This window comes from Plantactinospora sp. ZYX-F-223 (assembly GCF_039649625.1).
Taxonomy (GTDB): domain Bacteria; phylum Actinomycetota; class Actinomycetes; order Mycobacteriales; family Micromonosporaceae; genus Plantactinospora.
In genome coordinates this window covers 15,208-39,773 of the sequence record NZ_JBDJAV010000009.1, presented here as the reverse complement: position 1 = coordinate 39,773, position 24,566 = coordinate 15,208, and the positions used below count along the sequence as shown (strand labels likewise).

Below are 24,566 nucleotides of genomic sequence, written 5' to 3'. Positions count from 1 at the left end.
GTGACCTGGACGTGGGAAGGCGCTACCCATGCCCGGTGACCGCCTTTGGCCTACAGGTGAAGGGTCCCGCTGCGTTCGCGGCTAGCCGGCCGGCGCCTTGGCGCTGATCGCGAGCGCGCCGAGCAGCCAGGCGTCCCGACCGGTCCGCGCGGTGACGACGGCGGGTCGGTCGCTGGGCAGGCGGGTCTGGAGTACCCGTGCGTCCGTACCGAAGGTGTTCCAACCGGCGGCCGTACCGTCGGCCCGGCTGGCGGCGGTGTTGTTCGGGTTTTTCCGGTCGACCGGGCTGGCGTTGATGTCGAGCCGGTCGCCGACGCTCGCCCGGTCGGTCTCCCAGCCGACGAACCCGATCTGGGCGTCGGCGCCGGGAGCACCCGGCAACGGAACGGCCACCGAGCCGCTGCGCTGGAGCGCCAGGGCGCCGTCGAGCACCGCGACGGCCCGGGCTGGGCCCCCGTCGGCGACCACGGCGACCAGGCTCCAGCCGCCGAACGCGCCGATCCCGCCGAGGAAGGCACCACGGTGCAGGCCGACCCACCAGGTGCCGGAGCCGGCGCTACGGGCGAGCCGGGTCACGTCGGCGAACGCCTGGTAGCCGCGCCGCCCCTCAAGGGTGGTCGGGAAGTCGTCGACCCGGGAAGCCCGGACGGGGGTGTAGCGGGTGCCGCCCGGTGCCCGGACGTACGCCGTCGGGCTGGCCGGCGAGTGCCCGGTGCCGGCCCAGTAGAGGCCGGCCCAGAGGACCCGGCCGGTCAGTCTCACGGTGGCGCCGCTGACCATTCCTCCGCCGGGCGCGCCGGCCGGTGCACCCGGCGCCGAGTACCGGGTCATCAGGTAGTGGCCGTTGTCGACGCGACCGAGGGCGGGGCGACCCGACCGGGCCGCCCGGCAGGTGAGGTCGAGGTCGGGGCAGGACAGCAGCGAGTTGCCGGCGGTGGTGAGCCGGGCCGGCACCGTACCGGCGAAGACCGCGGAGAGACCGGTGCCGGCGACCGTGAGTTGGGCCGACGCGGTGTGGGTCGGCAGGCCGGGCGTGTCGAGGGTGATCCGCACCGCGCCGCCCCGGGCGGTGCCCGCGACCGTGACCGGCAGGTACGCCGTACTCGACGACGCCGGGCCCAGCGGCCCACGCCGACAGGTGCCGGAGGTCCCGGCGGTGCAGGTCCAGCCGTCCCCGGCAGCGCCGGCGCGCAGCCGGATCCCGCTCGGCAGCGTCAACCGGGTGCTGAGCGGACCCGTCGCGGCGGCGAGTCCGGCCCGGAACGTCCCGGGTAGCCGCCCCCCGCCGCCGTTCGCCCCGGCCTGGTTGGTGACGGTCATGGCGAGCACCGCGGACCGGCCCCGGACCAGCGTGCCGACCGGCGCCAGCGCGACGGCCACCGCTCCGGGCCTGGCCGGGCCGGCGGCGCCGGGCGGGCCCCCGTCCGCCGCGCCCGCCACACCCGACCCGCCCGGCGGCTGACCGCCGACGGTGCCGGGCTCGGTGGGGCCCGGCGGACCAGGAGTGGGCTCGGAGGTCTGTCCCGGATCCTGCGGTCCGGTCGGGGGTACCGGGGCCGGTTGTTCCGGTCCGGCGACCGGCCCCGGGTTGCCGGTGAGGGTCAGCGCGACCGCCGCCACGGCGGCGAGGACCAGGCCGGCCGCGACGAGTTGGGTGACCCGGCGGCGGGCCACCCGCCGGACCCGGTTCCACACGGCGCCCGGAGCCGCCGTACCGGCGCTCAGGTAGCCGCCGGCTGCGGTCGTGCCGACCACGGCGGGAGCCAGCACGGCACCGAGGCCGGCGTTGATGTCGCCGAGTTCGACGAAAAGCAGATGGCAGGCCCGGCATCCGGCGAGGTGGCTCTCGACGTCGGCTGTCTCCCGCCGGGACAGTCCGCTCCGGACGTACGCGCCGAGCCGCTCGGCGACCCAGCGGCAGGTGTCGTCGGTACGAGCGGCGGCATGCTCACGCAGATAGTTCTGGCGTAGGCGCTCCCGGGCGCGGTAGGCGAGCGCCGAGATCGTGTTGGGGCGGACGCCGAGCAGGCGCGCGACCGTCGACGGCGGATCGCCCTCCACCTCGGTGTGCCAGAGCACCAGTCGCCACCGTTCGGGCAGCGCGGCGAACGCCCGGGCGACCATCGCCTGTTCCAGGTTCCGCACGGCGGGGTCGGTGAACGGTTCGCCGGCATCGTGGCGGGCCACGTCGTCGACGAGTTCGATCCGGCGGGCGCGGCGGGCCTCGTCGTAGAAGACGTTGCGCACGGTGGTGAGCAGGTAGGTGCGGAAGGCGGCACTGGGCCCGAGCCCGTCCCGCAGTACGGCGAGGACCCGGGTGAAGGCCTCCGCCACCAGCTCGTCCACTTCGGAGGGCCGATGATCCAGCGTACGGGCCAGCCGCCGGGCCGCCGCCTCGTGCCGGCTGTAGAGGGTGGCGTAGGCGTCGGTGTCACCGGCTCGAACGGCCCGGATCAGTTGTAGGTCGCTCCGCACGTCAACGGCAGCGCTGTCGTTGTCGTCCGCCATGTCCTGCCAAGTCCTGAGGTGTGGTCAATCCGTCGTGGGCAGTGCGGGCGGGACCAAACTACCAACAGCAAGTGGCCAAAGGCAGAAGGTGAGGGAGTGTTGTTGAGCTGCCTGCGCCATTTATTCGTTTTGCTGTTTTTGTTCCTGGCGCCGTCACGGTCCTCCGCAATCTCCGTCTAGACGAGAGGAACTGCCGCGACGAATGGAGTACCAACCCGGATGGACGACGAACGCCGACTGACACCGACGGCGGCGCACCGCCGTGCACGCGCCATCACCCGCTTCCGCACCGAGGCGGTCGTCCTGCGTGAGGCGTGGCGGGCGGCGGCGCTGCACCGCTGCCCGGAGCGGACCGGCGCGTGGTGGACGCCTGCGGTCGACAGCCTGACCAGAGCCATCGCGGAGACGCGCGATCCACGGCCGGCCTGTACCCGGCTGGGCCGGGCCAGGGCCGCCGCCGGGATGGGCGTCGACGACACCCTCGCCGACCTCGCCGCGCTGTACCGCCAGCTCCCGGCCGGCGAACCCCCCGCCCACCTGGTGCGGACACTCTGCGACTCGTGGACCGCCGCGACCCTCGTCCCGGACCACGCGGCGGCCTGTGTCGGCGCGCTGCCCCGGCTCGGCAGCGTCGGCCAGCTCCGGGCGGTGCTGAAGGAGATCGTCCGGCGCGCCTGCCGGGCCGGCGTCCCGCTCGGCAACCGGCACGTGCTGCTGGTCGCCGACCTCGCCGTCCCGCCCTCGGCGGCCGGTACCGTCCCGCCACCGGCGGCCGGACCTGCCATCCCACCGACGGAGTGCGGGGAAGACCTGGCGATCGCCGAGGAGTCCGTGCTCCGGGCCCGGGTCGCCACCCGGTTCCGGGCCAGTTTTCCCGACGGCGAGCCGATCATCCGGCTCTGGCCCGGCGGATACGTCGTGCCGACCACCGCCTCGGCCGAGCTGGCGCACCGTACGGTGGTGCTCTCCCGTGGGCTGGCCCGGATCGGGCTGGCCACCGCCCGGCTGTGGTGTCAGGACCTCCCCGACGACATCCCCGCCACCCAGGTGCTCTTCCGGCACCTCACCGACTTCCGGCACCGCACGGAGGGTTGAGGGCGCGGCACCGAGGGCTGAGGGCACCGCGCGGCGGGCTGGGACACCGGCCCCGGGCGAGACGGTTCCGCTCGGCCGGTGGCCGGTAGGCGGGTCGGTCGCGGGATGGTCGAGAATGGCGGGGTGACCAGCATCCCCAACGTCCTCGCCAACCGCTACGCCTCGGCCGAGCTGGCCGCCCTCTGGTCCCCAGAGGAGAAGATCCGGATGGAGCGCCGGCTCTGGCTGGCCGTACTCCGGGCGCAGCGCGATCTCGGCGTGCCGGTGCCGGACGGGGCGGTCGAGGCGTACGAGCGGGTGCTGGACCAGGTTGACCTGGCCTCGATCGCGGCCCGGGAGCGGGTGACCCGGCACGACGTGAAGGCGCGGATCGAGGAGTTCAGCGCGCTGGCCGGGCACGAGCAGGTGCACAAGGGGATGACTTCCCGGGACCTGACCGAGAACGTCGAGCAGCTCCAGATCCGCGCCTCGCTGGAACTGGTCCGGGACCGGGTGGTCGCCACCCTGGCCCGGCTGGCCCGGCTCGCCGTCGAGCACGCTGACCTGGTGATGACCGGCCGCTCGCACAACGTCGCCGCCCAGGCGACCACGCTGGGCAAGCGGTTCGCCAGCGCGGCCGAGGAACTGCTGATCGGGTACGAGCGGCTGACCGACGTGATCGGACGCTATCCGCTGCGCGGCGTCAAGGGTCCGGTCGGCACCGCCGCCGACCAGCTCGACCTCTTCGACGGGGACGCGGCGAAGGTGGCCGAGCTGGAGCGCCGGGTCGCCCAACACCTCGGGTTCCGCCGCGTGCTGGACAGCGTCGGCCAGGTCTATCCGCGTTCGCTGGACTTCGACGTGATCTCCGCGCTGGCCCAGGCCGCCGCCGCGCCGAGCAGCCTGGCCACCACGATCCGGCTGATGGTCGGCCAGGAGCTGGCCACCGAGGGCTTCCGCCCGGGTCAGGTCGGCTCCAGCGCGATGCCGCACAAGATGAACACCCGGTCCAGCGAACGGGTCAACGGCTTTGCGGTGATCATCCGGGGCTACCTGTCGATGGTCGGCGAGCTGGCCGGCGACCAGTGGAACGAGGGCGACGTCTCCTGCTCGGTGGTACGCCGGGTCGCGCTGCCGGACGCGTTCTTCGCCACCGACGGGCTGTTCCAGACCTTCCTGACCGTGTTGGACGAGTTCGGCGCGTACCCGGCGGTGATCGCCCGGGAACTCGACCGCTACCTGCCGTTCCTGGCCACCACCAAGCTCCTGGTGGCGGCGGTGCGGCGCGGGATCGGTCGGGAGACCGCGCACGAGGTGATCAAGGAGCACGCGGTCGCGGTGGCGCTGGCGATGCGGGAGAAGGGTGCCGCCGAGAACGACCTCTTCGACCGGCTCGCCGCCGACGGCCGGCTCGGGCTGACCCGGCCCGAGATCGACGAGCTGGTCGCCGACCGCGCCGGCTTCACCGGGGCGGCGTCCGCGCAGGTCCGGGCCGTGGTCGACCGGATCGCCGCAGTGGTCGCGGCGCACCCCGAGGCCGCCGCGTACGACCCGGCGCCGATCCTCTGAGCCGCCGGCCCTGAGCGCCGACACGCCGGGCGCCCGCCGAGCGGGCCCAGCCGTCGACCCGCCGAGCGGGCCCAGCCGTCGACACGTGTACCCGGTGGCGGCCGGGCCGCCCGGTGGCGGCCGGGCCGCCCGGTGGCGGCCGGGCCGCACACTGGGGCCATGCTCGACGACCTCGCCGACCGGGTGTCCCGGCTGGACCGTGCGATCGCGCCGATCGCCAACCGCCCCGTCGACCTGGCCGACCCGGAGTGGGCGGACCGGCTGCGGGCGGCGCCGCCCGCAGTCGAGCAGGCCGGTGTGGCCGACGAGGCGGCCGTCGTCCTGGCCGCGCTCCTCACCCTGTACGCCGAAGGGGACGACTCGACGCGTACGGCGATCCGGGGGCTGTTCCGGAAGCACCGGTCGTTCCAGTGGGGGGTCGGGATGTCGTTCCCGGCCGACACGGCGGAGCGGTTCCGGCGCCAACTGCTGCTGCTCTCCGCCCGCGACCAGGGCCTCGACACCCGGGACGAGCTGCTGACACTCACCGAGCTGTGCCGGGAGGCGAGGGCGGCCGGGGTGGCGCTCGGGCCGGTACTCCGCGAGGTGGCGGACCTCTCCAGCGACGTCGACCGGTACGGCATGGGCTCGATGCGGCAGATCCTGCTCCGCTGCGTACCCGGATGACGCCTACCTGCGTGGCACCTTCCGCAGCGTCAGTTCCGCGGAGTCGGGGTGCCGGCGGCGCTGCCCAGGTCCGGTGCGCTCGGCGCTTCGGCGATCGCACCGGAGTCCAGCGGCTCCGCCAGGTGCGCCGTCTCGGCCGCCACCTTCGGCTGGTCGCTGGGTGGATTCTCCGGTGGCTGCCGGACCGCCACCACCGCCGTGCCGTACGCGCACAGCTCCATCCACATCTCGCCGACCTCGCGGTGGTCGAACCGCATCCCGATCACGGCGTTCGCGCCGAGCCGGGTCGCCTCCTCACCCAACTTCTGCACGGCGTCGGTACGCCAGCGGGTGAGGTTCTCGGGCGCCTTGGGGTCGTAGGCGCCACCACGGAGGTTCTTCACGCCTTCCCGGTACGGGTTCCGGGTTCGGGCTTGGGAAGATACGACCTCGCCGAGTACTGCGCGGATCTCGTACCCCGGTAGATGATCCGTCGTCACGACCAGCACACCTTGATGCTGGCAGAGCCGGGCCCGCCCGCTTTGCGAGGGCTGTTCACATCGCTCCAGTTTGCGAAACGGCGCGGCTGCCGCGAAAGGGCGCCGGGAGCCCGACACCTGCCCCCACGCCGTCAAACGGTCCGGAGTTGACGGAAACGGCGCGGCGCGGACGTCCCAACGCAGCTGGAACGTCCGCGCCATACCCCTGAGGAGGGTGTGGAGTGGTGCCTAGACGCCGGAGACGGAGGTGATCCAGGAACGGTTGTAGGCGACGCTGCCGTAGTTCTGGATGCTCTGCCCGTCGGCGGTGGACGCGACACCCACCTGGGCGCCGTTGTAGACCTGCGGGCCGCCGGAGTCACCGCGCCAGGCGTTGCCGTTGATCCGGGCGCTGCGGATCGCCCGGCCGCCGTACGCGTCGGTGACGTTCGTGCTGGTCACCCGGACCGTGGCGGTCTTCAGGGTGGTGGACGCCGAGCAGCCGCTGTAGCAGGTCATCCCCCACCCGTAGATCGAGTTGGTGGAGTTGACCGGCGGGTACGCGCTGGACAGGGGCATGTAGCTGGTGTTGATCGAGGTGGACAGGTTGAGCAACGCCAGGTCGTACCGGCCGTAGCTGGCGGTCACCCCGCTGGTGGTGCCGCCGGAGGACCGGTTGACGCTGCCGACCCGCACCGACATCGTGCCGCTGACGCAGTGCCGGGCGGTGAGCACCCAGCGGGCCGCGATGATGGTGCCGGAGCAGGTGAACGAGCCGTTGCTGAACACGGCCGCGGCCCACGGGGCCGACGAGACGGTGCCGCCACCGATGATGAACGGGCTGACCGGGGCGGCTGAGGCGACGGACGGCGCGACGAGCGCGCCGGCCAGGGTGGTGGCGAGCATCACCAGGGTTCGGCGAAGACGCACGGGGGGGCTCCTTCCGGGGGGTTTACCCGGGGTCACCGGGTCGGTTCGAGCCGCCGTAGGCGGGAGGATGTCCGCCATACGGGTCTGGACACTCAACGTTCGGTGTAGGTAACCGGACGTTTGACGCCACACGCTAAGCCGTTCGTCACCTATTCACAAGGGTGAACCTCTGCGGTCGGTTTCCGACCCTCTCCGGCGGGTGACCGGGTCCACCGGAGGCGCCCGGCGGGCACCCCGGGTCCGTCGGGGCATCGACGCGCCGGCCCGTGCGTCAACTCGCTGGTCGGCCGGGTACGCTGGCTCCGCTCGCCCCTTTCGTGGGCCGGCACCCAACTGCGTACACAGTCAGGAGTGCCCAGTGCCTCGCGTCGTCGTCGACGTCATGCTCAAGCCGGAGATTCTCGATCCCCAGGGCCAGGCCGTCGCGAATGCGCTGCCGAGGCTCGGAGTCACGGACGTGTCCTCCGTGCGCATCGGTCGGCGGATCGAGATCGAGTTCACCGGCCAGCCGGACCTGGACCGGGCTCGGGAGATCGCGGACAAGTTGCTGGCCAACCCGGTGATCGAGGACTTCGCGGTCCGGGTGGCCGAGGCCGGGGATGCCGAGGAGAGCAATCCATGACCGCCCGGATCGGCGTGGTGACGTTCCCCGGCTCGCTGGACGACCGCGACGCGGCCCGGGCCGCCCGGATCGCCGGCGCCGAGGTGGTGTCGCTCTGGCACGACGACCCCGACCTGCGCGGCGTCGACGCCGTGGTGCTGCCCGGCGGCTTCTCCTACGGCGACTACCTGCGGTGCGGCGCCATCGCCCGGTTCGCCCCGGTGATGGAGACCATCGCCGCCGGCGCCCGGGACGGCCTGCCGGTACTCGGCATCTGCAACGGGTTCCAGATCCTCTGCGAGGCACACCTGCTGCCCGGCGCGCTCACCCGCAACCAGCACCTGCACTTCCGCAACCGCGACCAGGTGCTGCGGATCGAGTCGACGGGCACCGCCTGGACCAACGCGTTCCAGCCCGGGCAGGAGATCCTGATCCCGGTGAAGAACGGCGAGGGCTGCTACGTCGCCGACGAGCGCACCCTCGACGAGCTGGAGGCGACCGGCCGGGTGGTGGCCCGCTACCTGGGCGGCAACCCGAACGGGTCGCTGCGGGACATCGCCGGCATCCGCAACGAGGCCGGCAACGTGGTCGGGCTGATGCCGCATCCGGAGCACGCCGTGGAGGCGCTGACCGGCCCATCCCTCGACGGGCTCGGCTTCTTCACGTCGGTCCTCAAGCACCTCGCGGGAGTACCCGCATGATCGAACGGAGTGAGGTCATGGGCCAGCCAGAGCCCGCCCTCGCCGACCACCCCTCGGCATCCGGCCCCGCCGCGCGGCCCGGCCCGGCCGTCGACCCGGTGGGTCAGCCGGCTCCGGCGGAGCAGCCCGTGCCGGGCCAGGCGGTGCCGGCGAGCGTCGCCGCGGAGCTGCCGGTGAACGGCTACCCCGGCGGCGTGGACACCGTCTCGAACGCGGCGGCCACCCCCGGCGACCTCCAGCCCTACGCCGAGCTGGGCCTGCGCGACGACGAGTACGACCGGATCCGGCAGATCCTCGGCCGCCGCCCCACCCAGTCCGAGCTGGCGATGTACTCGATCATGTGGAGCGAGCACTGCTCCTACAAGTCGAGCAAGGTGCACCTGCGGCAGTTCGGCGAGAAGGCCCCGCCGAGCGACCGGCTGCTCGCCGGCATCGGCGAGAACGCCGGCGTGATCCAGATCTCCGACCAGCTCGCGGTGACCTTCAAGGTCGAGTCGCACAACCACCCGAGCTTCGTCGAGCCGCACCAGGGCGCGGCGACGGGGGTCGGCGGGATCGTCCGGGACATCCTGGCGATGGGTGCCCGGCCGGTCGCGGTGATGGACCCGCTGCGGTTCGGTGCCGCCGACCACCCCGACACCGCCCGGGTACTCCCCGGCGTGGTCGCCGGGATCGGCACCTACGGCAACTCGCTCGGCCTGCCCAACATCGGCGGCGAGGTCGTCTTCGACGCCTGCTACCAGGGCAACCCGCTGGTCAACGCGCTCTGCCTCGGCGTGCTACCCGTGCAGCGGTTGCAGAACAAGGCCGCCGCCGGCCCCGGCAACGTCGTGGTGCTGCTCGGCGCCAAGACCGGGCGGGACGGCATCGGCGGGGTCTCCGTGCTGGCCAGCGCCACCTTCGACGACGGCAGCGCCCAGCGCCGCCCGTCGGTGCAGGTCGGCGACCCGTTCATGGAGAAGCTGCTGATCGAGGCGTGCCTGGAGCTGTACGACGCCGGACTCGTCGTCGGCATCCAGGATCTCGGCGGTGCCGGGCTGACCTGCGCGCTCACCGAGACCGCCGCCGCGGCCGGCACCGGCATGCGGGTCTTCCTGGAGCGGGTACCGCTGCGCGAGGCGTCCATGCAGCCGCACGAGATCCTGGCCAGCGAGTCGCAGGAGCGGATGCTGCTGATCGTCGCCCCGGAGAAGCTCGACGCGGTGCTCCGGATCGCCGAGAAGTGGGGCGTACCGGCCAGCGCGATCGGTGAGGTGACCGGTGCCCCGGAGGGCTCCGGTCCGGGCCGGCTGCTGGTCACCTGGCAGGGGCACACCGTGGTCGACGTACCGCCGGGGTCGCTGGTGGACGACGGTCCGGTCTACGCCCGCCCGATGCGGGAGCCGGCCGACCTGATCCTGCTCCAGGCGGACCGGGCCGAGACGCTGCCCCGGCCGGCCACCGCCGAGGCGCTCCGGGAGACCCTGCTCCGGATGATCGCCTCGCCGAACCTCTGTGACAAGACCTGGGTCACCGAGCAGTACGACCGGTACGTGCTCGGCAACACCGTGCTGGCGCAGCCGGAGGACGCCGGGATCATCCGGATCGACGAGCGGTCCGGGCTGGGCGTCGCCATCTCGGTCGACGGCAACGGCCGGTACGCCCGGCTCGACCCGTACCACGGTGCGAAGCTGGCGCTTGCCGAGGCGTACCGGAACGTGGCGGTGACCGGTGCGAAGCCGGTCGCGGTGACCGACTGCCTGAACTTCGGCTCGCCGGAGGACCCGGGCGTGATGTGGCAGTTCGCCGAGGCCGTACGCGGGCTCGCCGACGGCTGCGCCGAGCTGGGCATCCCGGTCACCGGAGGCAACGTCAGCTTCTACAACCAGACGGGTGCGGCGGCGATCCACCCCACCCCGGTCGTCGGGGTGCTGGGCGTGCTGGACGACGTCGCGCAGCGGGTGCCGATGGGCTTCGCCCGGACCACCGGGGCCGACCACGACCTGATCTTCGTGCTCGGCGAGACCCGGCTGGAACTCTCCGGCTCCGAGTGGGCCTGGGTCACCCACGAGCACCTCGGCGGGGTACCGCCGAAGGTCGACCTGGCGGCCGAGCGGGCGCTCGCCGAGCTGATCGCCGAGGCGGCCCGGGTCGGGCACCTGCGCTCCGCGCACGACCTCTCCGACGGCGGTCTCGCCCAGGCGCTGGTCGAGTCGAGCCTCCGGCACGGCGTCGGCGCCAGGATCGCCCTGCCGGAGGGCTTCACCGCCGGCTCGATGCCGTTCGTCTTCCTGTTCAGCGAGTCGGCCGGCCGGGCGATGGTGGCGGTGCCGCGCGGGCACGAGAAGGCGTTCACCGCGCTCTGTGTCGAGCGGGGCGTGCCGTGGACCCTGATCGGGGTCACCGACACCGCCGGAAACGAGCTGGAGATCCGGGACCAGTTCACGATCGGCCTGCCGGAGCTGCGCGCGGCGCACAGCGCGACCCTGCCGAGCCTGTTCGGCGAGGGCACGGCGACGCTGGCCGAAGCCGTCGCGACCGGCACGAGCACCCCGGACCCCGGGCCAGCCGGCTCCGACCGGGGCGCCGCCGAGCCGGTCGTCGACACCGACCCGGCCGAGCCGGACGCCGCCGACGGGGCCGACGGGACCGAGCCGGTGGACTCCGCCGCTACCGCGTCGGCGCCGGCCGCCGGTCCGGAGGCCGCCGCAGGTCCCGCCACCGTTGCCGCTCCGGACGACACCGCCGCTGCCGGTGACGCCGCTCCAGCGGCTTCGGCTCCGGTGGACGCCGCTCCGAGCACCGCCGACGGGCACCAGGAGGCGGCGGCCCGGACCGACGCCGGAGATCGCCCGACGGATTGATCCGACCGCGCGGCGGTCGGATCTTCCGGTGGCGAGGGAACCGCATCGTGACGGAACCAGCAGGACCGGCGGAGTCGGTCTACGCCCAGCCCGGTACCGGCGCCAGGCTGGACTGGGGGCTGGCCGGCGCGGCCGAGTTGAGCCGGGTCTGCGCGGTGCTGGTGGTGGTCGACGTGCTCTCCTTCACCACGTCGGTCGAGGTGGCGGTCGCGCGGGGGATGCGGGTGCATCCGTTCCCCTGGGGCGCCCAGGCCGCCGAGTACGCCACCCGGGTCGGCGCGGTAGCCGCCGTCGGCCGACGCGCGGTGACGCCGGAGCATCCCTGGTCGCTCTCCCCGGCGGCCCTGTACACCGCTCCGGTCGTACCGGACCTGGTGCTGCCGTCCCCGAACGGCTCGGCGATCAGTGCCGCCGCCAGCGCCACCGGGCTGCCAGTGGTGGCGGCCTGCCTGCGTAACGCCACCGCCGTCGGGCGCTGGCTCCTCGCCCAGGGGTACGGCTCGACCACGGCACCGATCGGTGTCGTCGCGGCGGGGGAACGCTGGCCGGACGACAGTCTCCGGCCGGCCGTCGAGGACCACCTCGGCGCGGCTGCCGTACTGGACGCACTCTCCACAGTGTCCGGCGGGCTCTCCGTCGAGGCGGCGCTGGCGCTGGCCGCGTTGAACAGTCTCCCCGACATATCGGCGGCGGTCCGGGGCAGCGTGTCGGGGCGGGAACTCGTCACCCGGGGATTCGGCCAGGACGTCGAGATCGCGGTCCAGGTCGGCGTCTCCGACGTGGTGCCGGTACTCCGCAACGGGGTCTACTCGCCGGCCTGACCCAGGTCTTCCCCGTCGCCGTCCCGGGTAACGGACCCGTGCGGTGGTGAGAACCGGCAGGGGCCCGGCTCGCCGTCGCGAACCGGGCCCCTGCGGGTTATCTCGTGCGTGCCGCCTCGGTCAGTCGTCCAACCAGTCGAGCGACCGGCGCTCCGAACGGCTCGACTGCTGCGGTGCGGCGGACCGGCTGTGCCCGGCCCGTGGCGCATCGTCGTAGTAGCCGCCGCCAGCCTGCTGCTGGTCGTAGCCACCCCGGTCGTCGTAACCGTTCTGGTCGTCGTAGCCACCACGCGGCTGGTCGTAGCCGCCACCGGTGGTCGGCTGGTCGTAGCCGGCCCGGTCGGCGTCGTAGCCCTGCTGGTCGTAGCCGGCCCGGTCGGCGTAGCCCTGCTGGCCGTAACCGTCGTCGGCGCGGTCGTAGCCGGCACCGGTACGCGGCTCGTCGCCGTAGCCGCCCTGGCCCGCGCCGTAGCCCCCGGCGTCGTAGCCGTCGTCGTCCCGGCCGTACTGCTGGGTGGGCTCGTAGCCACCGTGGCCGGCACCCGAGGACGGGCGGTAGGCGTTGGTCTCGTACGGGTCGGCCGCCGGGCCGTACTCGTCGGCACCACCCCGGCCACCGGTGTAGCGCCCCGTCGGCTCGTCGTACCCGTCGTCGTAGCCACCGGCACCGTTGGCGGAGTATCCACCGCCGGAGACGGGCGCACCGTAGCCGGCACCCGAGCCGGGAGCGTTGCCGTAGCCGGCCCCGGAGGCGGGAGCGCCGTAGCCGGCACCCGAGCCAGGTGCGTTGCCGTACGCGCCGGCACCCGAGCCGGGGCGGTCACCGTAGCCGTTGGCGTTGCCGCCCCAGCCCGGCTGTCCGGCGCCGTAGCCCGGCGTCTGCGGCCCGGGCAGCGGCGCACCGTACGGATCCGGGAACTCCTCGTCGACCAGTGGGGCACTGTGCATCATGGTCGGTGCGTCGGCCAGGTTGCCGCCCCGGTTGACCATCGTCGGGTCGGCACCGGCCCGGTTGGTGACCCGGGTGGCGTCGTCGTAGCCGCCCCGGCCGGCCCCCGCGCCCGAGCGCGGCCCCGGCCCGCCCGGCCCACCCGGCCCGTCCTCGTCGTCATCGCCGCCGTCTTCCTTGCGGCGCATCAGCAGCAGCACGATCGCGCCGACACCGAGCGCGACCAGCAGGCCGCCGGCCAGGATCAGTACCCACGAGCCGAGCCCGCCGCCGGACTCCTCGTTGGCGGCCTGGTCCGCCGCACCGGCATCCTGGCTCTCCTCCGCGGCGGCGTCCTCGGTCGGCTCCTCCTCGGCGGCGTCCTCGGTCGGCTCCGCCGAGGTCTCCGGTGTCGCGCTCGGCGCACCGGCCAGGGCGAGTTGGATGCCCTGGTTGTTGACCCGGGCGCCAGCGGCCCCGTTCACGTCCTTGGTGTCGGTGATGCCGTCCTTGGTGGCCCGGATCTGGAGCCGCCCCGGCGCGATCGGCCGTTCCCGCGAACCAGTGAACCGGTAGCTGCCGCTGTTGCTCGTGTTGGTCGTGTGGGTACGACCCTGCCCGTCGGTCAGCCGGACGCTGGCGTTGGGAACCCCGTCTCCGGTGGTCTCGTTGGTGACCCGCCCCGACACCTCGGCGACCGTCTGCACCGGCGGCGGCGCGGGTCGACCGACCAGAGTTACTCGGGCGGTGGCTGTATCAGTGGGGCCGTTGCCGATAAGGGCGTCCTCCGTGGCGCGGACAGTGATCGTCGCACTCTGGTTAGAGTCAAGCGTTGCCGACGTCCGTTTGAAGACGGCCGTGTAGCTGCCAGCCTCGGCATCTTGCACGGAGCATCCATCCGTGCAAGTCAGCCGCGAGTTGTCGGAACTAACCTGGATGTCGGCGTTGTCACCACTGCCGTTGAAGGCGAGCGTGAACCTGACCGTCGTGGTGCCGTTGACATCGACAGAGCTAGGCGAGGCGGTAACGGTTCTGAGGTCTGGGTCAGCCAATGCTGGTGTGGTGGGTAGAGCGAATACAGCGCTGGCTGCCAGCGCTACGACCACACCGGCCCGGGAGATCCAGGCTCGTCGGTGTGCTGTCACGTCCACCGCCTTCCGGGGCTCCACCGCCGACCCGTCGTCGGCCGGGGATCAACCCATACGACTACACCGTCGGCAACTATGCCTTGTCTGACCGGATGAGCGCGACCCAGGGGCGGCGAAAAATGCCACGAAGCCGGGTCGTATCGTCCCGACGTGTCCTCTCCGCACAATAAGTCCGCAGCGGTCGCGGCCGCGCTGGCGGACCTCGACGCCGGCCGTACGCCGGACCGGACGACGTTGCGGGACGCCGTTCGTGCCCTGCTGAGCGACCTGGCCCGGGCTGCGCCGGGCCGGGCGGTAGAGGTCCGGGTGCCACCCTATGGGGCGATCCAATGTTGTGCGGGGCCCCGACACACGCGTGGCACCCCGCCCAATGTGGTGGAGATGGCACCGGAGACCTGGCTCCGGCTGGCGACCGGGCGGATGTCCTGGTCGGCGGCGGTCGCCGAGGGCCTGGTGCAGACGAGTGGCAATCGTGCTGATATCTCCCCATTCCTTCCTGTCTAGCCATGCTTATCCATCACCATCCGTCACTTACGGGGGCCATAACGTGGCTCTCTGTGTCGGCTGCGGTTCGCGTACACTGTCTGAGTCGACGGAACCCGAAATCACCCGGGTGACAGGCGAGTCCGAGCAGATCAGCAAGAGGGAGCGGCAGGTGCCCCGAGGCGACGGCCGGTTGAGCCATGACCTCGACCCCCAACGACCCGGCCCACAGGACGCGTGCGGCGTTTTCGGAGTCTGGGCTCCGGGCGAAGAGGTGGCGAAGCTCACCTACTTCGGTCTCTACGCACTCCAGCACCGTGGCCAGGAGGCTGCCGGCATCGCCGTCAGCGACGGGTCGGGCGTGGTGGTCTACAAGGATCTCGGCCTCGTCGCCCAGGTCTTCGACGAGCCGACGCTGGCGAGCCTGCGCGGCCACCTGGCGATCGGGCACACCCGATACTCCACGACCGGCGGGTCGACCTGGGAAAACGCCCAACCGACCATCCGGGCCAACACGGCGGGCACGACGATCGCGTTGGCGCACAACGGCAATCTGGTCAACACCGCCGAGCTCGCCCGGGACGCGGTCGAGCGCGGCATGGACTCCGACGGGTCGACCTCCGACACCGCCCTGGTGACCACGCTGCTGGCCAGCCGCCCCGACCTGTCGGTCGAGGCCGCCGCGCTGGAGGTGCTGCCGACGCTGCGCGGCGCGTTCAGCTTCGTCTTCATGGACGAGACCACGCTCTACGCCGCCCGTGACGCGTACGGGGTCCGTCCGCTGGTGCTCGGGCGGCTGGAGCGCGGCTGGGTGGTGGCGAGCGAGACCGCCGCGCTGGACATCGTCGGGGCGAGCGTGGTCCGCGAGGTCGAGCCCGGCGAGCTGATCGCCATCGACGAGCACGGCCTGCGGTCGGCCCGGTTCGCGGCACCGGAGCCGAAGGGCTGTCTCTTCGAATACGTCTACATCGCCCGGCCGGACACCACGATCGCCGGCCGCAACATCCACGCCGCCCGGGTCAGCATCGGCCGGCAGCTCGCCCGGGAGCACCCGGTCGAGGCCGACCTGGTGATCCCGGTACCGGAGTCCGGCACTCCGGCCGCGATCGGCTACGCGGAGGAGTCCGGCATCACCTACGGCGCCGGCCTGATGAAGAACCCGTACGTCGGGCGCACCTTCATCCAGCCGTCGCAGACGCTCCGTCAGCTCGGCATTCGGCTCAAGCTCAACCCGCTCCGGGAGAACGTCCGGGGCAAGCGGGTGGTCGTGGTGGACGACTCGATCGTGCGGGGCAACACCCAGCGGGCGATCGTCCGGATGCTGCGTGAGGCCGGTGCCCTGGAGGTGCACGTCAGGATCTCCTCGCCGCCGGTCAACTGGCCCTGCTTCTACGGCATCGACTTCGCCACCCGGGCGGAGCTGCTCGCCAACGGGCTGGACAACGAGGGCATCCGGCGGTCGATCGGGGCCGACAGCCTCGGGTACGTCTCCCTGGCCGGTCTCATCGCGTCCACCGAGCAGCCGAAGACCCGGCTCTGCCGGGCCTGCTTCGACGGGGAATACCCGATCGAGCTGCCGGCGGGGAACCTGATCGGCAAGCACGTACTCGAAGGAGTTGACCGCCGGGTCGCCGGCGCCGGGGCGGAGGAGGCGGTCCCGGACGGGGCCGCCCGCGGTCCGGGCGGTCAGCCGTTCGTGAGCAGTTCCAGTGGCGGCGAGGTGTCGTCGCACGCGTAGGCACCACGCCGGGTGGGCTCATGGGCACGACGCCCGGCGACAGGACCGGCCCGACCGGACACATCCGGCCGGGCAGCACGAAAGTCGAGCGATCCTCGACCGCTACCGACGCGGCCAGCCGCGAGAACCACAAAGGGGAGAACCGTGACGCACGTGACCGAGCGCAGTGGTGCAGGAAGCGGCCCGGGCGGCACCCATCAGCCCTGGACGGCGGGGATGGGCCGGTCCGGCCGCAAGCGCACCGTGTCGTACGCGGACGCCGGCGTCTCGATCCACGCCGGTGAGCGCGCGGTCGAACTGCTCCGGCCGAAGGTGCAGGGCACCCGGCGCCCCGAGGTGATGGGCGACATCGGCGGTTTCGCCGGCCTGTTCCGGCTGGACACCCAGAAGTACCGCAACCCGATCCTCGCCTCGTCGACCGACGGGGTGGGCACCAAGCTGGTCATCGCGCAGCAGATGGACATCCACGACACGGTCGGCATCGACCTGGTGGCGATGGTGGTGGACGACCTGGTCGCCTGCGGTGCCGAGCCGCTCTTCCTGCTCGACTACATCGCCTGTGGCGAGGTCGTCCCGGACAAGGTCGCCGAGATCGGCGCCGGCATCGCCGACGGTTGCCGGTACGCCGGCTGCGCGCTGCTCGGCGGCGAGACCGCCGAGCACCCCGGGGTGCTCCGTCCGGACGAGTACGACGTCTCGGCCACCGGCGTGGGTGTGGTGGAGGAGAGCGAGATCCTCCGCCCGGAGCGGGTCGAGGTCGGCGACGTCGTGATCGCGATGGGCTCGTCCGGCCTGCACTCCAACGGCTACTCCCTGGTCCGGCACGTGCTGCTCGGCGCCGGCCGGATGCGGCTGGACAGCGTGATCGAGGACTTCGGCCGGCAGCGCACCCTGGGTGAGGAGCTGCTGACCCCGACCAAGATCTACGCGCAGGACTGCCTGAAGCTGATCGCCGAGGCCGAGGTACGCGCCCTGGCGCACGTCACCGGCGGCGGCATTCCCGGCAACCTGGTCCGGGTGCTCCCGGACAACGTCGACGCGGTGGTCAACCGGGCCACCTGGCGGCCGCAGCCGATCTTCGACCTGGTCCAGGCCAAGGGCCGGATCGAGGACCAGGACATGGAGTCCACCTTCAACATGGGTGTGGGCATGTTCGCGATCGTGTCGGCCGAGGACGCCGACCGGGCGCTGGCCTGCCTGACCGGCCGGGGTGTCGAGGCCTGGCAGGCGGGTGAGATCATCGAGGGCACCGGTGAGGTGCACATGATCGGCCAGCACACCCGGGGCTGACCCGGCGCACGAGCCGGCGGCCACCCGGGGCGCGACCCTGCCACCCGGGCCACGACGCCGGGCCGAGCACAACAAAAACGCCAAAACCCGCATCCGCGATATTTGCCCGTGATTCTCGGCATACCTGGTCAGGACTTCACCGGGGTGGCTACCGCCACCTAGCCTGAGGGGCACCTCAGAGGCGGGGGAGGAGGGCCATGGCTGTCCGTGGACAGGAGTTTTCCGGCATGCGGGGGATCGCTGCGGTCCCCAGCTACGTGGTCATGCAGCCGACCACGCTCTGCAACCTCGACTGTGCGTACTGCTATCTCCCGTTGCGGGCGGCGGACCGTCGGATGACGGTACCGGTGGCGGCCGCGGTGGCCGGGCCGGTCAACGACTGGGCCCGGCACGGGCGGTTCTCGGTGGTCTGGCACGGGGGTGAGCCGCTCGCCGCCGGACGGGAGCATCTGGCGGCCCTGCTGGCGCCCTTCGACTCCTCGGTCGAGCACCACGTGCAGACCAACGCGACGCTGATCGACGACGCCTGGTGCGAGTTCTTCGCCGCGCACCGGATCCGGGTCAGCGTCAGCATCGACGGACCCCGGGACCGCAACCGGGAGCGGGTCGGCCGGGGCGGCCAACCGTCGTACGACCGGATCATGGCGGGCGTCGAGGCGCTGCGCCGGCACGGGATCCCGTACTCGGCGCTCTGTGTGGTGAGCCGGCCTGAGCCGGGGCTCGCCACCGAGCTGTACGACTACTTCCTCGACCTCGGCTGCGACGTGCTCGGGATCAACATCGAGGAGACCGAGGGGGTCAACACCCGGCGCAACGCCCATCCGGCCGAACTGGTCAGCGGCTTCTGGGCGGAACTGGTCTCCGCCTGGCGCCGGGACCCCCGGATCCACCTCCGGGAGATCGAGTGGTCGCTGCGGTACGCTGCGGCCGTCCTCGACGGGGCCGAGGACGACGTGCTGCCCCGCCAGCTCGACCCCATCCCGACCATCGGGTACGACGGCTCGGTGGTGCTGCTCTCCCCGGAGCTGGCCGGCTTCTCCGACCCGGACTACGGCGACTTCAGCAGTGGAAACGTCCTGGAAACCCCGTTGGGTGACATTCTCGCCACGGCGGCACAGACGCCGTGGGTGACGGAGTTCCTGACCGGCGTGGAGGCCTGCCGCGCCCGCTGCCCGTACTTCGGATTCTGCGGGGGTGGGCACGCCGCCAACCGCTACTTCGAGCACGGGCGTTTCGATGGTACGGAGACCGACCACTGCCGCAACAGCAAGATCCGTCTACTAGAGGGAGTGTTGGACCATGCCCGAGACCACGAGCCAACGGCCGCCTGAGCCCGTCGAGGCCGGACCGCACGATCCGCTGGCCGCCCGGGTCCTGGGTGCTCGGGCCGGGCTCACCACGCTGCTGCGGGAGGCGGCGGAGGCGCGACGGCTCCGGGCCGAGGTGGCGACCGGCGGGGACGGTGCGGCTGCGGTCTGCGCCTGGAACCACTTCGAGAACATCCCGACGTTCTACAACTGGAACAACCGCCCCCGCTGAGCCCGAGGACGGTCGATCCGCCGGAGCGTCCGGTTCCGTCCGCCGAGGGGTCGGACGTCCCGGGGTGCGGCGTACGACGGTACGCGAAGGGCGGTGGGGCTTTCCCGGTGTCGGGGAGGACGGGCCACGGCCAGCGGTAAGGACCTGCCGAGGGGTTGGAGACAGGCTCCGTCCCCGGCAGGTCCTTACCGGTTGGCGTCCCGATCGGCGGTACGGCCCGCAGGCACTCGGACACGCGTGAGCACGCGGTGTTACCGCGTGCTCAGATGTGACCGGAGGTCAGCGGGTTGACGCCCAGTTGCCCGGGTCGTCGTCCGCGTCGTGATCCTCGTCATCGTCGTCGACATACTCTTTGTAGTCGTCGTCGAAGTCGTGGTCCGACTTGCGGCTGCCGCCGAGTTCTCGCTGCAAGGCGGCGAGGTCGGTGTTCGGGGAGTGGTACTTCAACTCCCGGGCGACCTTAGTCTGCTTGGCCTTAGCACGGCCGCGCCCCATGGCTCGACCCCCTCGCACAGAATTCGGGGCAGCCCGAAGGCGGGCCCCGATGACGTCAGGCATCTCTCGTGGCTCTTACGGTACATGGGGATGCCCCGGTTCGGCACCTCGGGTTACCACCGCCCGTGCCCGCGCGTCGCGGGGACATCGACGGGCGGTCCCATGCTACTCAGTAAGGAGCGCCGGCCCGGCCTGGCCGTGACTTGTTTGGGGCCTCCAGCCCCAATCAGTCCAGTACAGCGTACTTTCTGCCTGATTAACCGGCAATCGACCGGGCGTCCGTGGCGGAGGTGGGCACCGAGCCGGTACCCGCATCGGCCCCACCCCCTCGCGGACGGCGGACCGGTCAGCGCAGGTGGATGGTGCGCAGCCGGCCGACCTCGGCCATCCGGCGCTCGGCGAGCCGGTCCGCGGCGACCGCCGGCGGCACCCCCTCGGCGTCGGCCAGCCGCAGGATCTCCCGGGTGGTGTCGAAGATCCGGGTGGCCCGCAGCTTGGCCCGCTCGAAGTTGAAGCCCTCGATCTCGTCGGCGACCTGGATCACCCCGCCGGCGTTCACCACGTAGTCGGGGGCGTACAACACGCCCCGGTCGGCGAGCAGCTTCTCGATGCCCGGGTGCGCGAGCTGGTTGTTGGCCGCGCCGACCACCACCGAGGCGCGCAGCGCCGGCACGGTGTCGTCGTCCAGGGCGCCGCCGAGGGCGCACGGGGCGTACACGTCGATGTCGGAGGTGATCAGGGCCTGGGTGTCGGCGACCACGTCGACCTGCGGGTAGGCCTGCCGGACCCAGGAGAGCGCCTTTTCGTTCACGTCGGTCGCCACCACCGAGGCGCCGTCGTCGATCAGGTGGCCGGTCAGGTGCTTGCCGACCTTGCCGAGCCCGGACACCCCGACCCGGCGCCCGGCCAGGGTCGGCGAGCCCCAGGTGTGCTCGGCGGCGGCCCGCATCCCCTGGAAGACGCCCCAGGCGGTCAGCACCGACGAGTCACCGGCTCCGCCGTGCTCGACGCTGCGGCCGGTCACGAAGCGGGTCTCCCGGGCCACCAGGTCCATGTCGGCGACGTAGGTGCCGACGTCGCAGGCGGTGTAGTAGCGGCCGTTCAACGACTCCACGAAGCGGCCGTACGCCCGCAGCAGTGGCTCGGTCTTGATCCGCTCCGGGTCGCCCCAGATGACCGCCTTGCCGCCGCCCAGGTCCAGCCCGGCGAGCGCGTTCTTGTACGCCATGCCACGGGACAGGTCGAGCACGTCGTGCAGCGCCTCGGCCTCGGTGGCGTACGGGTAGAACCGGGTGCCGCCGAGCGCCGGGCCGAGCGCGGTCGAGTAGATGGCGATGATCGCCTTGAGTCCGGTCTGCTTGTCCTGGCAGAACACGACCTGCTCGTGGCCGTCGGATTCCGGACCGTCGGTACTGGCGAATACGTCCATGTCTGGCTCCTGATCGCAGGTGGGCATCCTTGTGGGATGCGGGCGGGAGAGGGCTCCCGGTATGCCGGCGGGGGATGGTGCCGGCCTGCTCCGAGCCTAATCGCGATCGGCCTCAGGGTGGATCGCGGCCGGCGCGCCCGAGACTGATTGGAGATGCTGGAGACTCCGCCGCTCTCGTTTCGTGGGAGGATCGCGCCGTGCCGTCGCTCTTCGCTTCCTACCTGCGGGTGTACGAGCCGTTGACCGCCTTCGATCGGGACCGGCAGCTCTTCTGGCGTCGGTACGTCAAGGAGGGCAGGGCGGTGGCCCCTTTGGAGGGGCCGGTCCGGCAGCGGACGGCGGTGATCGAGGCGCTCGGTGCCGGCTGGACCCGGCTGCCCGACCTGCCCGAGGAGGCGTACGTCCTGGAGGCGGACGACACGCTGCTGGTCTGCCCCTGGAACCTGCGGGTGCGGGTCGCCGAGGCGGCGCTGAGCGCCCGGGACGGCGTGCCTCCGGTGCTGGCCGACGCGTTCGTCCCGCCGGTGCTGGCCGGCCAGGCGAAGGCCGTGGTGGAGGACTGGCGCAGCGGGGCCCGGGTGCTGGAGCACGGGGTGCCGAGGCTGCACGAGCAGATCGCCACCTGGGGAGTGCCGCTGCGCTGGTTCGTCTTCGTCGACCCGGAGGAGCGCGAGCTGACCACCCGGCCGGACCGGCGGGTGCTGCGCTACCGCACCGAGATCTCCAAGGCCCGGCGGCGGGCCTCCCGGGGCCTGTCGGTGCTGCGCAAGTCGGTCGGGGACGCGCCGATCACCGAGGCCGTCGAGGAGGGGGCCCGGTGGCTGGAGGAGTTCCATCCCCGGTCGGTGGTGGAGCTGGACTACGGCGGGCTGGTCGACCTGCTCCCGGACGAGGCGCTGGCCGCGGATGACTCTCCGGAGCTGGTCGCGGCCGGGCTGGCCGGGCTGTCCCGGGGCGACGCGGAGGCGGCCACCGAGGCGTACGAGAAGCTCGTGGCGCGCTGGCGGGCGGTCCAGTTACTGGAGCGTTGCAATTAGCGAACAATGCGGCTCAGGGCCCATTGGGAGCGCGCACAGGTGAATGCCCCTCGTAATATCGACGTCACGAGGGGCAATCGGCCGTCCGGTTAAGTCTTTTTCTGGCATAAAAAAGGACCATATATCGGTCATTGTTCATCCGTCCATCCAGGGACCTTCGGCCGTTCGGCCCATGTCGGACATCGGGGACTAGCCGGACCATGGGAGACGCGTCGGCCGGCGGGACCCCGGCCGATGTCTATAGGCACCTGTGGAGGAGTGACCGATGGCATCGCGTACGCATGAACCTGAGCCGCTACTCACGCCGGCAGAGGTCGCGTCGATGTTCCGTGTCGACCCGAAGACCGTGACCCGGTGGGCTAAGGCGGGGAAGCTCAGCGCGATCAGAACGCTGGGCGGGCACCGCCGTTACCGCGAGTCGGAGGTTCGTGCCCTGCTGCAGGGCCAGATCCCCCAGCAGCGGCAGGGCGACTGAGACTCGAAACCGAACGTCGAAACAGGGGTGGGGCTCGTACGAGCGTACGAATCCCACCCCTGAATCGTGTCCGGGCGAGTCAGCTCCCGGTCAGCACCCCGTCTTGCCGCTCCGCCCCGTCCACCAGCCGGCCGTCGCGCAGCGTCAGGACCCGGTCCGCCAGGTCGATCAGGGTCGGATCGTGCGTGGCCACCAGCGCGGTCATCCCTCGGGCGTGTACCAGCGCGCGGAGCAGGTCCATGATCGAACGACCGGTCTCCGAGTCGAGCTGGCCGGTCGGCTCGTCCGCGATCAGCAGCGCCGGATCGTTCGCCAGCGCCCGGGCCACCGCGACCCGCTGCTGCTGGCCGCCGGAGAGCTCGTACGGGCGCTGTGCCGCCTGACCGCCCAGCCCGACCAGTTCGAGCAGCATCGTCACCCGCTCCTCCCGCTCCGCCCGGCGCCGCTTCGCCAGCCGTAGCGGCACCCCGACGTTCTCCGCCGCGGAGAGGATCGGGATCAGCCCGAAGGACTGGAAGACGAAGCCGATGGTGGAGCGGCGCAGCTCCAGCAGTTCGCTGCTCCCGGCGGCGGTGATCTCGTGCCCGGCGACGTGTATCCGCCCGTAGCTCGGCCGGTCCAAGCCGCCGATCAGGTTCAGCAGGGTGGTCTTGCCCGCGCCGGACCGGCCCCGGATCGCCACCAGTTCGCCCCGGGCGGCGCTGAACGAGACGTCCCGGACCGCGTGCACCACCCGGTCCCCGGCGGCGTAGTCCCGGCCGACGCCCTCGACCCGGACCAGTTCCTCAGCCATCCCGAGTCCTCTCCCGCCGTCTCCGTCCGCTTCCCGGTGCCGCTGCACTGCGCCGGTCACGGCCGCGCACCGTCCCCGCCCGGCCGGACCTGCACGTGGTCCGGCTCCAGGTTGAGCCGGACCCGGTCGCGCAGGCTCAGCGCGTCCACGAAGGCGGCCGGCAACTGCATCCGGCCCGACCGGTCCAGCAGCGCGTACTCCTCGGTGACCAGCTCTTCCACCCCGTCGGCGCCGAGCCGGGTGGAGCGGCGTACCTCGGAGGCGGTCCGCCCGTCGCGGATCGCGACCGTCCGGCGGACCTGGGACGAGACGGCGTGGTCGTGCGTGACCACCACGATGGTGACGCCGAGTTCGGCGTTGATGGTGCGCAGCGCGCCGAAGACGTCGGCCGCGGTCGCCTCGTCCAGCTCACCGGTGGGCTCGTCGGCGAAGAGCACCTCCGGGTCGTTGGCCACCGCGACCGCCACCGCACAGCGCTGCTGCTCGCCGCCGCTCATCTGGTCCGGCCGCCGGTCGGCGCAGTAGCCGACGCCGACCATCTCCAGCAGCTCGGTCGCGCGTTCGCGGGCCGCCCGGCCGCGCAGCCCCCGGGCCAGCCGCATCGGCAGTTCCACGTTCTCCCGGGCGGTCAGGTACGGCAGCAGGTTGCGGGCGGTCTGCTGCCAGACGAAGCCGACGGTGTGCCGGCGGTACCGCAGCCGGCGCTTCGGCGACATCGTCAGCAGGTCGAAGTCGGCCACCCGGGCGATACCGGCGGTCGGCACGTCCAGCCCCGAGAGGATGTTGAGCACCGTCGACTTGCCCGAGCCGGAGGCGCCGACGATGGCGAGCAGCTCGCCCCGGTCGACCACCAGGTCGAGCCCCTGCAGCGCGACCACCTCCACGCCCTCGGTCTTGAAGATCCGGACCAGCCCGTCGCAGACGATGTGTCCCCGCAGCCGGTCCTCGCCGCCGGCCCGGGCCGCCGCCCGCTCCGCGGCCCTGCGCTGGAGTACGGCGAGATCGGGCACCGCAGCGGCAGTCGTCGGACTCGCCATCAG

At 72.3% G+C, this 24,566-nt stretch carries 22 protein-coding genes; 14 read left to right on the top strand and 8 right to left on the bottom strand.

The genetic code is table 11. The annotated features are described in order from the left end of the window. Positions 1-81: 81 nt before the first annotated feature. A complete protein-coding gene (locus tag AAH979_RS11330; RefSeq protein WP_346258036.1) occupies positions 82-2,508 on the bottom strand; it encodes a sigma-70 family RNA polymerase sigma factor in 2,427 nt (808 codons plus the stop codon). A 219-nt stretch (positions 2,509-2,727) separates the two neighbouring features. Between AAH979_RS11330 and AAH979_RS11325 the strand changes: the two genes are divergently transcribed. The 3 genes from AAH979_RS11325 to AAH979_RS11315 all read left to right on the top strand — a co-directional run bounded on the left by AAH979_RS11325 (position 2,728) and on the right by AAH979_RS11315 (position 5,817). Beyond that, entirely contained in the window at positions 2,728-3,603 is an 876-nt protein-coding gene (locus AAH979_RS11325; protein ID WP_346258035.1) for a hypothetical protein, read from the top strand. A gap of 123 nt (positions 3,604-3,726) precedes the next feature. After that, positions 3,727-5,151, top strand: a complete 1,425-nt coding sequence (purB, locus tag AAH979_RS11320) for an adenylosuccinate lyase (RefSeq protein WP_346258034.1) — start codon at positions 3,727-3,729, stop codon at positions 5,149-5,151. Between the two features lie 159 nt (positions 5,152-5,310). After that, positions 5,311-5,817, top strand: a complete 507-nt coding sequence (locus AAH979_RS11315; RefSeq protein WP_346258033.1) for a hypothetical protein — start codon at positions 5,311-5,313, stop codon at positions 5,815-5,817. Between the two features lie 29 nt (positions 5,818-5,846). On the opposite strand, the gene AAH979_RS11310 is transcribed toward AAH979_RS11315, so the two are convergent. Beyond that, positions 5,847-6,305: a YbjQ family protein gene (locus AAH979_RS11310; protein WP_318398999.1), complete on the bottom strand. Its 459-nt coding sequence runs from the start codon at positions 6,303-6,305 to the stop codon at positions 5,847-5,849. A 219-nt stretch (positions 6,306-6,524) separates the two neighbouring features. Beyond that, the gene (locus tag AAH979_RS11305; RefSeq protein ID WP_346258032.1) at positions 6,525-7,205 is read right to left on the bottom strand and encodes a DUF1986 domain-containing protein; all 681 of its coding nucleotides are present in this window, start codon (positions 7,203-7,205) and stop codon (positions 6,525-6,527) included. Between the two features lie 358 nt (positions 7,206-7,563). Between AAH979_RS11305 and purS the strand changes: the two genes are divergently transcribed. The 4 genes from purS (at position 7,564) to AAH979_RS11285 (ending at position 12,171) form a co-directional block, all read left to right on the top strand. Continuing rightward, positions 7,564-7,827 (top strand): phosphoribosylformylglycinamidine synthase subunit PurS, encoded by a 264-nt coding sequence (gene purS, locus AAH979_RS11300; protein WP_346258031.1) that lies wholly within the window; start codon positions 7,564-7,566, stop codon positions 7,825-7,827. Beyond that, on the top strand, positions 7,824-8,507 hold the full coding sequence (gene purQ / locus AAH979_RS11295; RefSeq protein WP_346258030.1) for a phosphoribosylformylglycinamidine synthase subunit PurQ: 684 nt from the start codon (positions 7,824-7,826) through the stop codon (positions 8,505-8,507). Before purS ends, purQ begins: the two co-directional genes overlap by 4 nt. A 143-nt stretch (positions 8,508-8,650) precedes the next feature. After that, positions 8,651-11,350: a phosphoribosylformylglycinamidine synthase subunit PurL gene (purL, locus tag AAH979_RS11290; RefSeq protein WP_346258181.1), complete on the top strand. Its 2,700-nt coding sequence runs from the start codon at positions 8,651-8,653 to the stop codon at positions 11,348-11,350. A gap of 47 nt (positions 11,351-11,397) precedes the next feature. After that, positions 11,398-12,171, top strand: coding sequence for a 2-phosphosulfolactate phosphatase (locus AAH979_RS11285; protein WP_346258029.1), 774 nt, complete (start codon positions 11,398-11,400; stop codon positions 12,169-12,171). Positions 12,172-12,291: 120 nt separating this feature from the next. On the opposite strand, the gene AAH979_RS11280 is transcribed toward AAH979_RS11285, so the two are convergent. Next, a complete protein-coding gene (locus AAH979_RS11280) occupies positions 12,292-13,788 on the bottom strand; it encodes a carboxypeptidase regulatory-like domain-containing protein (RefSeq protein WP_346258028.1) in 1,497 nt (498 codons plus the stop codon). 609 nt (positions 13,789-14,397) lie between these two features. Between AAH979_RS11280 and AAH979_RS11275 the strand changes: the two genes are divergently transcribed. The 5 genes from AAH979_RS11275 (at position 14,398) to amcA (ending at position 19,297) form a co-directional block, all read left to right on the top strand. Next, positions 14,398-14,751 (top strand): sterol carrier family protein, encoded by a 354-nt coding sequence (locus AAH979_RS11275; RefSeq protein ID WP_346258027.1) that lies wholly within the window; start codon positions 14,398-14,400, stop codon positions 14,749-14,751. A gap of 151 nt (positions 14,752-14,902) precedes the next feature. Continuing rightward, positions 14,903-16,468, top strand: a complete 1,566-nt coding sequence (gene purF / locus AAH979_RS11270) for an amidophosphoribosyltransferase (RefSeq protein ID WP_318399091.1) — start codon at positions 14,903-14,905, stop codon at positions 16,466-16,468. Positions 16,469-16,612: 144 nt separating this feature from the next. Continuing rightward, positions 16,613-17,758 carry a phosphoribosylformylglycinamidine cyclo-ligase gene (gene purM / locus AAH979_RS11265; RefSeq protein ID WP_318399006.1) on the top strand — a complete coding sequence of 382 codons (1,146 nt, stop codon included), beginning with the start codon at positions 16,613-16,615 and terminating at the stop codon, positions 17,756-17,758. Positions 17,759-17,985: 227 nt separating this feature from the next. After that, positions 17,986-19,089: a cyclophane-forming radical SAM peptide maturase AmcB gene (gene amcB / locus AAH979_RS11260; RefSeq protein ID WP_346258180.1), complete on the top strand. Its 1,104-nt coding sequence runs from the start codon at positions 17,986-17,988 to the stop codon at positions 19,087-19,089. Beyond that, the gene (gene amcA / locus AAH979_RS11255; protein ID WP_318399007.1) at positions 19,058-19,297 is read left to right on the top strand and encodes a multiple cyclophane-containing RiPP AmcA; all 240 of its coding nucleotides are present in this window, start codon (positions 19,058-19,060) and stop codon (positions 19,295-19,297) included. The genes amcB and amcA overlap by 32 nt, the downstream gene beginning before the upstream one ends. Positions 19,298-19,576: 279 nt before the next feature. Here amcA and AAH979_RS11250 read toward each other — a convergent pair whose 3' ends face one another. Next, on the bottom strand, positions 19,577-19,792 hold the full coding sequence (locus AAH979_RS11250; protein WP_203867382.1) for a DUF3073 domain-containing protein: 216 nt from the start codon (positions 19,790-19,792) through the stop codon (positions 19,577-19,579). Between the two features lie 346 nt (positions 19,793-20,138). Next, positions 20,139-21,221: a Glu/Leu/Phe/Val dehydrogenase dimerization domain-containing protein gene (locus tag AAH979_RS11245; protein ID WP_346258026.1), complete on the bottom strand. Its 1,083-nt coding sequence runs from the start codon at positions 21,219-21,221 to the stop codon at positions 20,139-20,141. A 197-nt stretch (positions 21,222-21,418) separates the two neighbouring features. Here AAH979_RS11245 and AAH979_RS11240 point away from each other — a divergent pair, with 197 nt between their 5' ends. Both AAH979_RS11240 and AAH979_RS11235 read left to right on the top strand, forming a co-directional pair. Continuing rightward, positions 21,419-22,258: a hypothetical protein gene (locus tag AAH979_RS11240; RefSeq protein ID WP_101368644.1), complete on the top strand. Its 840-nt coding sequence runs from the start codon at positions 21,419-21,421 to the stop codon at positions 22,256-22,258. Positions 22,259-22,523: 265 nt separating this feature from the next. Next, positions 22,524-22,733: a BldC family transcriptional regulator gene (locus AAH979_RS11235; protein ID WP_007073996.1), complete on the top strand. Its 210-nt coding sequence runs from the start codon at positions 22,524-22,526 to the stop codon at positions 22,731-22,733. 79 nt (positions 22,734-22,812) lie between these two features. On the opposite strand, the gene AAH979_RS11230 is transcribed toward AAH979_RS11235, so the two are convergent. Both AAH979_RS11230 and AAH979_RS11225 read right to left on the bottom strand, forming a co-directional pair. Next, positions 22,813-23,526 (bottom strand): ABC transporter ATP-binding protein, encoded by a 714-nt coding sequence (locus tag AAH979_RS11230; protein ID WP_346258025.1) that lies wholly within the window; start codon positions 23,524-23,526, stop codon positions 22,813-22,815. Between the two features lie 56 nt (positions 23,527-23,582). Further along, positions 23,583-24,563, bottom strand: coding sequence for an ATP-binding cassette domain-containing protein (locus AAH979_RS11225; RefSeq protein ID WP_346258024.1), 981 nt, complete (start codon positions 24,561-24,563; stop codon positions 23,583-23,585). Between the last annotated feature and the right edge of the window lie 3 nt (positions 24,564-24,566).